The organism is Bacillus cereus group sp. BfR-BA-01524 (genome assembly GCF_022662595.1).
In the GTDB taxonomy this organism is placed as follows: domain Bacteria; phylum Bacillota; class Bacilli; order Bacillales; family Bacillaceae_G; genus Bacillus_A; species Bacillus_A thuringiensis_S.
Map to the genome: position 1 here is coordinate 1 of NZ_JAKUDW010000379.1, position 274 is coordinate 274.

The window sequence follows — 274 nt, forward strand, 5'->3', positions numbered from 1 at the left end:
AGAATTCAAAATAAACCTCTATATCATTTGCAATACTTGTTCCTTAACACCTTCGTCAAACTTAGCACCTTCCACATTTGCTCCCTTCCAAACTACATTGTCAAGTTTGGCACCGGTAAAATCCGCATCCATAAAATTCCCATTTAAAAGGGTCGCTCCTGTTAAATCTGCATTTGTTAAATCCGCATTTCTAGCATCTACTTCTGATAAATTAGCATTTTCCAAATACGCTTTTTCGAAGTTACCATCAGTAAGATTGGCACTACTAAAATCC

1 protein-coding gene is annotated in these 274 nt (G+C 36.5%); it reads right to left on the reverse strand.

Features of this window, described 5'->3' with window-relative positions; translation table 11 throughout:
• Positions 1-18 precede the first annotated feature (18 nt).
• The coding region (locus tag MR170_RS31550; RefSeq protein WP_242310736.1) for a pentapeptide repeat-containing protein at positions 19-274 on the reverse strand (256 nt) is incomplete at its 5' end.